At 75.2% G+C, this 6,183-nt stretch carries 5 protein-coding genes; 1 reads left to right on the top strand and 4 read right to left on the bottom strand.

Translation table 11 applies throughout. The features are described 5' to 3' along the window. Nucleotides 1-147 precede the first annotated feature (147 nt). Nucleotides 148-1,515, top strand: coding sequence for a glycosyl hydrolase family 28-related protein (locus ACWGDE_RS34840; RefSeq protein ID WP_453393065.1), 1,368 nt, complete (start codon nt 148-150; stop codon nt 1,513-1,515). An 84-nt stretch (nt 1,516-1,599) separates the two neighbouring features. Here the strand turns inward: ACWGDE_RS34840 and ACWGDE_RS34835 are convergent, their stop codons facing one another. From ACWGDE_RS34835 to ACWGDE_RS34820, 4 genes are read right to left on the bottom strand one after another with little or no spacing between them, the layout of a single operon-like run. Next, on the bottom strand, nt 1,600-2,421 hold the full coding sequence (locus tag ACWGDE_RS34835) for an HpcH/HpaI aldolase/citrate lyase family protein (protein WP_453393064.1): 822 nt from the start codon (nt 2,419-2,421) through the stop codon (nt 1,600-1,602). Further along, on the bottom strand, nt 2,418-3,611 hold the full coding sequence (locus ACWGDE_RS34830; protein WP_453393063.1) for a CaiB/BaiF CoA transferase family protein: 1,194 nt from the start codon (nt 3,609-3,611) through the stop codon (nt 2,418-2,420). The genes ACWGDE_RS34835 and ACWGDE_RS34830 overlap by 4 nt, the downstream gene beginning before the upstream one ends. Next, on the bottom strand, nt 3,608-4,606 hold the full coding sequence (gene rbsK / locus ACWGDE_RS34825; protein WP_453393062.1) for a ribokinase: 999 nt from the start codon (nt 4,604-4,606) through the stop codon (nt 3,608-3,610). Before rbsK ends, ACWGDE_RS34830 begins: the two co-directional genes overlap by 4 nt. After that, on the bottom strand, nt 4,603-6,054 hold the full coding sequence (locus ACWGDE_RS34820) for an ADP-ribosylglycohydrolase family protein (protein WP_453393061.1): 1,452 nt from the start codon (nt 6,052-6,054) through the stop codon (nt 4,603-4,605). The genes rbsK and ACWGDE_RS34820 overlap by 4 nt, the downstream gene beginning before the upstream one ends. Nucleotides 6,055-6,183: the final 129 nt, after the last annotated feature.

The raw sequence follows: 6,183 nt of genomic DNA, 5'->3' as shown, positions 1-6,183 counted from the left end.
GGCCGGGGGGCCCGGCCACGAGGCGGCGTGCCCGCGTGGCGCCGGGCGTCCGGGCGGCGCCCCTGCGGCGTGGCCGCGGTCCGGGGAGCATGTCACAGACACCTGGCATGATCATGGTCGATCATCGGTATCGCTGAGGGGGAGATCATGAACGAACAGCCGAAGACCGCACGCAGGGCGCTGCTCACGGGGGCCGTGGCCGGACTGGCCGCGGGGGCGGCCGTACTGGGCACCGGAGGGACCGCCGCCGCGGCCACCGCGGGCACGCCCGACTGGATCGACGTGAAGGCCACGGGTTACGGGGCGATCGGCGACGGCGTGGCCGACGACACGCTCGCGATCCAGAAGGCGCTCGACGCGGCGGCCGCCGCGGGCGGCGGCACGGTCTACTTCCCCGTCGGGAAGTACCTGGTCAAGCCCACCGCCGGGCAGCCGGCCCTGGCCGTCAAGGGCGACGGCATCCGGCTCGCCGGCGCGGGCGCCAAGGCGTCCACCCTGATCAAGGGCGGTGACGGCATCCTGCTGCGGATGTCCGGCACCGGCACCTCCGGCTCCACGGGCTCCACCCACCGCCGCTACTGCGCCGTGGAGAACCTCGGCTTCAACGGCAACCGCAAGACCGGCCTGCTGCTGGAGCTCTACTACAACAACAACTCCTACTTCCGCGACGTCTTCATGTCCTCCAACAACGACATGTGCATCGACGCCGTCGAGTTCTGGGACTCCCGTTTCTACAACCTCGTCATCGAGGACAGCACCGGCACCGAAGGCAGCACCACCCAGCCCAACGTCTGGCTGCGCAACGCCTCCTCCGCCACCGCGGGCACGTGGGGCTACAGCCAGGACAACATCAACCAGATCCACTTCATCGGCTGCCGCATGGAGGCGTTCGGCACCGGCGCGCTGTGGATCGGCCAGGGCGCCGTCACCTCCAACAACCCCAACGGCATCTACATCACGGACTGCAAGTTCGAGACCTCCCGCATGCAGGGCGGCCCGCACCTGAAGACCGACGCCGGCTGCACGCACGTCTACGCGACGAACATCTACTGCTACGCCGGCGACTTCGCGGCCGGCACCGCGAAGACCGCGCGCAACATCATCGGCTGGGCGGCGAGTTCCAGCGCCCTGGAGAACGTGGTCATCGCCAACAAGGCGGGCAACGCCACGGTCAACGCGGGCGTGGACCTCTACTCGGGCCCCGGCTCGACCGCGGTGCTGCGCAACGTCGTCGGGCTCTACGGCACCCCGCCGACCACCCACATCTACTACGAGCAGTCCTCCACCGGCGATTTCCGGGTGGAGAACAGCTACGGCAGCAGCGGCCTCCAGGCGACCGGCACGATCCCGGTCAAGAACGCCGCGAACCCGCCGCTGCGGCTGGTCCCCGGCCCGGTCAACGACGCCTCCTTCACCCGCCAGCCGCTGGACGGCACGATGGCCGTCGACTCGGTCAACAAGCGGCTGTACGTACGGGTCGGCGGCCAGTGGCTCTGGTCGGCCCTGAACGCCTGATCCGGCGGCCGGCCCGACGGCCGGCCCGGCCGCCGGGCCCCCGGCCACCCCGTGCGGGGCCGGGGCGGCCGGTGTGCTCGTGGTTCAGGAGAGTACGGGCGCGTCGCGGCGGGACAGGGCCATGACCCGTTCCGCGCCGGCCAGCATCGCCGGGTCGACGAACCGGCCGTCGGGCAGGGCCACCGCGCCCGGGGTGCGGCGGGCCGCGGCCACGATCTCCTCGGCCGCCACCACCTCGGCCGGGCCGGGGAGGTAGGCCCGCTCGATCACCGGGAGCTGGCGCGGATGGATCGCCGCCCGCCCCAGGAAACCCAGCGAACGGCCCCGGGCACAGGAGGCGGCCAGCGCCTCCAGGTCCCGGATGTCGGGGAACACCGACTGGGCGGGCGGCGCGAGCCCGGCCGCGCGGGCCGCGACGACCACCCGTGAGCGCGGCCAGTCCAGGCCGGCCTCGGCGGTGACGCCGAGGTCGGCCCGCAGGTCCGCCTCGCCCAGGGACAGCCCGCGCAGGGCGGGGTGCGCGCGGGCGATCTCGTACGCCCGTTCCACACCGATCGCCGATTCCAGCAGGGCGTACAGGGCCACCCCGCCGGTGCGTTCGGCGGTGGCGACGATCTGCCCGGGCGCGGAGATCTTCGGCAGCCGCAGTCCGGCGAGGCCCCGCAGGCCGGCCAGCGCGGTGAGGTCGGCGCCGCCCCAGGGGGAGTCCAGGGCGTTGACGCGGACGTGGACCGGCACCGGATGCCGGGAGGCGAGCAGTTCGGCGGTGGCGGTGCGGGCGTACTCCTTGCGGGAGGCCGACACCGCGTCCTCCAGGTCCACGATGACGGCGTCGGCCCCGGCGCGCAGCGCCTTGACGACCACCTCCGGGCGGTCGCCGGGAACGTAGAGCCAGGTGAGGATCACAGGACCCCTTCGGTGCGCAGAGCGGTGATCTCGGCCGTGGACAGGCCGAGTTCGGTGAGGAGGGCGTCGGTGTCCGCGCCGTGCGGGCGGCCCGCCCAGCGGATGGAACCGGGGGTCCCGGAGAGCCGGAAGAGGACGTTCTGCATGCGGATCGGGCCGAGTTCCGGGTCCTCGACCTCGGTGACCGTGTCCAGGGCCGCGTACTGCGGATCGGCCATCACGTCCCGTACGTCGTAGACCAGCGCGACGGCCGCCTCGGCCTCCTCGAACGCGGCCGTCACCTCGTCCGCCTTGTGGCGGGCGATCCAGCCGCCGACCGCCTCGTCGAGGACGTCCGCGTGGCCGGCGCGCCCGGAGCCCGTCGCGAACCAGGGCTCGGAGATCAGCTCGGGCCGGCCGACGAGCCGCATCACGCGCTCGGCGATCGACTGGGCGGAGGTGGAGACCGCCAGCCAGCGCCCGTCCGCGCTGCGGTAGGTGTTGCGGGGGGCGTTGTTCGTGGAACGGTTGCCGGTGCGCGGCTGGACGTAGCCGAGCTGGTCGTACCAGAGCGGGTGCGGCCCGAGCACGCTCAGGATGGGCTCGATGATCGCGAGGTCCACCACCTGCCCCTGCCCGGTGCGGTCGCGGCCGGCGAGCGCCGTCATCACGGCGTACGCGGTGGTCAGCGCGGCGATCGAGTCCGCGAGCCCGAACGGCGGCAGCGTCGGCGGCCCGTCCGGTTCGCCGGTGATCGCCGCGAAGCCGCTCATCGCCTCCGCGAGGGTGCCGAAGCCGGGCCGGTGGGCGTACGGGCCCTCCTGGCCGAAGGCCGTCACGCGGGTCAGGATCAGCCGCGGGTTGGCGGCGGACAGCTCGGGCCAGCCGAGCCCCCAGCGTTCCAGGGTGCCGGGGCGGAAGTTCTCGATGACGACGTCGGCGGTGGCGGCCAGGCGCAGCAGGGTGTCCCGGCCGCCGGGGGTGGACAGGTCGAGGGTCATCGTCCGCTTGTTCCGGCCGAGCACCTTCCACCAGAGGCCGATGCCGTCCTTGGCGGGGCCGTGGCCGCGGGAGGGGTCGGGGCGCAGCGGGTGCTCGACCTTGACGACCTCGGCGCCGAAGTCGCCGAGGAGGCTGGCGGCGAGGGGGCCGGCGAAGAGGGTGGCGAGGTCGAGGACGCGGAGCCCTCGCAGGGGCGCGGGTCCCTTCACGCCTGGGCCTCCCGCTCCAGGAAGTCCGACAGTTCGGCGGAGTCCGCGGGATCGGCGAGCTCGCCGGGCTCCCCGGGCTCTTCCGGCTTCCCGGCCTTGCCGGGTTTCGCGAAGGCGGCGTCGGTCTCCGCGCGGCTCGGCATCGAGTCCTGCGCGCCGGGGCGCTGGACCGAGAGCGCGGCGGCCGCCGAGGCCCAGCGCAGGGACTCCGGCATGGGTCGGCCCTCGCCCAGCGCCACGGCCAGCGCGCCGACGAAGGTGTCCCCGGCGGCGGTGGTGTCCACGGCCCGTACGCGCGGGGCCGGCACGGTCAGCGGCTCGCGGCCGCGGGCGGCGTACAGGGCCCCGGCCGCGCCGAGGGTGACGACCACCTCCGGCACGAGGTTCAGCAGCGCCTCGGCCGCCCGGTGGGGGTCGGTGAGCCCGGTCAGCGCGGCGGCCTCGTGCTCGTTGGGGACCAACAGGTCGGTCGCGGCGAGGAGTTCGGCCGGCAGCGGCTGGGCCGGGGCCGGGGTGAGGATCGTACGGACGCCGTGGGCGCGGGCGGCGAGGGCGCCTTCGAGCACGGCCTCCAGGGGGAGTTCGAGCTGGAGGAGGAGGGAGTCGGCGGCGCCGATGCGGGAGGCGTCGCCCGCCTCCAGGCCGGTGACGCTCGCGTTGGCGCCGGGGATGACGATGATGCTGTTGCCCCCCTCGTCGTCCACGGTGATGTGCGCGGTGCCGCTGGCGCCCTCGACGGTGCGCAGGGCCGCGGTCTCCACGCCGGCCGCGGCGAGCGCGGAGCGCAGCCGTACGCCGAACTCGTCGGCGCCGACCGCGCCGATCATCACCACCTCCGCGCCGGAACGGGCCGCGGCGACGGCCTGGTTGGCGCCCTTGCCGCCGGGGACCGTGCGGAAGGCGCGGCCGGTGACGGTCTCCCCGAGGCGGGGGGCCTTGGGGACGTAGGCGACGAGGTCCATGTTGGTACTGCCGAGCACGGCGATGGCCGTCATGAGCGGGCTGCCTCCTGAGCGGTGAGGTGGGCGAGGGTGTCGAAGCCGGTGCCGTCGAAGCCGGGGACGGTGGTGGCGAGGCGGTTCTTGAGGGGGGCGGTCCACCGGTGCGGGATGTTCTCGGGGCTCCCGGCCAGCAGCCCGGCGAGGGCGCCGGCGGTGGCGCCGTTGGAGTCGGTGTCCCAACCGCCGGACACGGCACGGCAGATGGAGCGGGTGAAGTCGCCGTCGGCGTGGGTGAGGGCGGCGGCGATCAGGGCGGTGTTGGGGATGGCGTGGACCCAGTGGTAGTGGCCGTAGCGGGCGTGCAGCAGGTCGACGACCGTATCGAAGTCGGCTTCGCTTTTGCTTTCGTGTGCGGCGGTCGTTGTTCTCGCGGCGGCCGTCCGGATGCCGAAGCGGACGGCTTCGGCGAGGCGCGAGCGGGGCGGTACGACGGCCAGCCCGGCCCGGAGCGCGGTGTGCACGTCGGCCCGGCCGGTGGCCGCGGCGGCGGTGGCGGCGGCGACGAACAGGGCCGCGTAGACCCCGTTGCCGGTGTGGGTGAGGGCGGCGTCCCGGTACGCCTGGGCCGCGGCGGCGGCCGGGTCGCCCGGGTTGGTCCAGCCGTGGACGTCGGCGCGGATGAGGGCGCCGATCCACTCGCGGAAGGGGTTGTGGTGGGTGGCGGTGGCGGGGGGTTCCAGCCCCTGGAGCAGATTCCGGTACGCGACGCGCTCGGCGGTGAAGGTGCGGCCGGCCGGGAGCTCGTCGAGCCAGAGCCGGCCGACGTCGGCGGTGGTGAACCCCTTGCCGTGGCGCTGGAGGAGGAGCAGGCCGAGGAGGGGGTAGTTGAGGTCGTCGTCCTCGGGGGTCCCGTCGATGTTCTCGGCGAGGGAGGTGGGGGCGGAGCGGCGGTTCCAGGGGTGGGCGGCGAGGAGCTCCGCGGGGACCCCCTCGGCGGTGAACCAGTCGTCCAGAGGCCAGTTCCCGGCGGCCCGGGCCAGCGCCCGGATCGCCGCGAGCGGCAGCTTCTCCACGGGCTTCCCGAGCACACACCCGACGGCCCGCCCCAGCCAGGCGGCCTCCAGCCGGCGGCGCAGCGGGGTGCCGTCCCCGGCGGCCGCTCCCCACGCGGCGGTGGCGCTGCCCGGCCCCGCAGGGCCCGCCGGGGTGGGCGAGCAGGTGGGCGGGCCCGCCGGGTTCCGCCCGGGGGGCGGGTCCGCATCCGCGGGCCCGCGCCCGGTGGCCCGGGGCAGGGTGTCGGTCCCGGCGGGTCCGGCGGGTGGGGGCGTGGTGGTGGCCCACTCGGCGGTGGCGGTGCCGGGGGCCGCCTGCTGTCCGGGGTGGGCCCGGACCGCGGCTGCGGCAGCGCTCGCGGGACCGGGCCCGGTGGGCCGGGGGGTGTTCGGGGTTCCGGGCGTGGCGGCCCGGAGCCCGGCTGCGGTGCGGGCGGAGGTTTCCCCCACCCCGCCCCTTCCCGAAACCGGGGGCAAGCCCCTGGACCCCGGGGTGCCCGGGGCCCCGCTCCCGGCCCCGGTTTCGGGGTCCGGCCAGGTGGCGGTGATGGCCCGCCAGGAGTCCGGTCCGGTGGTGGG

Source organism: Streptomyces sp. NPDC054956 (assembly GCF_053609185.1).
Note: the sequence above shows the minus strand (reverse complement) of the source record. Positions and strands in the feature narration are given on the sequence as shown.

What these genes read in the sequence shown, in the direction of transcription:
- ACWGDE_RS34840 (WP_453393065.1), top strand. Translation starts at nt 148, where the DNA reads ATGAACGAACAGCCGAAGACCGCACGCAGGGCGCTGCTCACGGGGGCC.
- rbsK (WP_453393062.1), bottom strand. Translation starts at nt 4,606, where the DNA reads ATGACGGCCATCGCCGTGCTCGGCAGTACCAACATGGACCTCGTCGCC.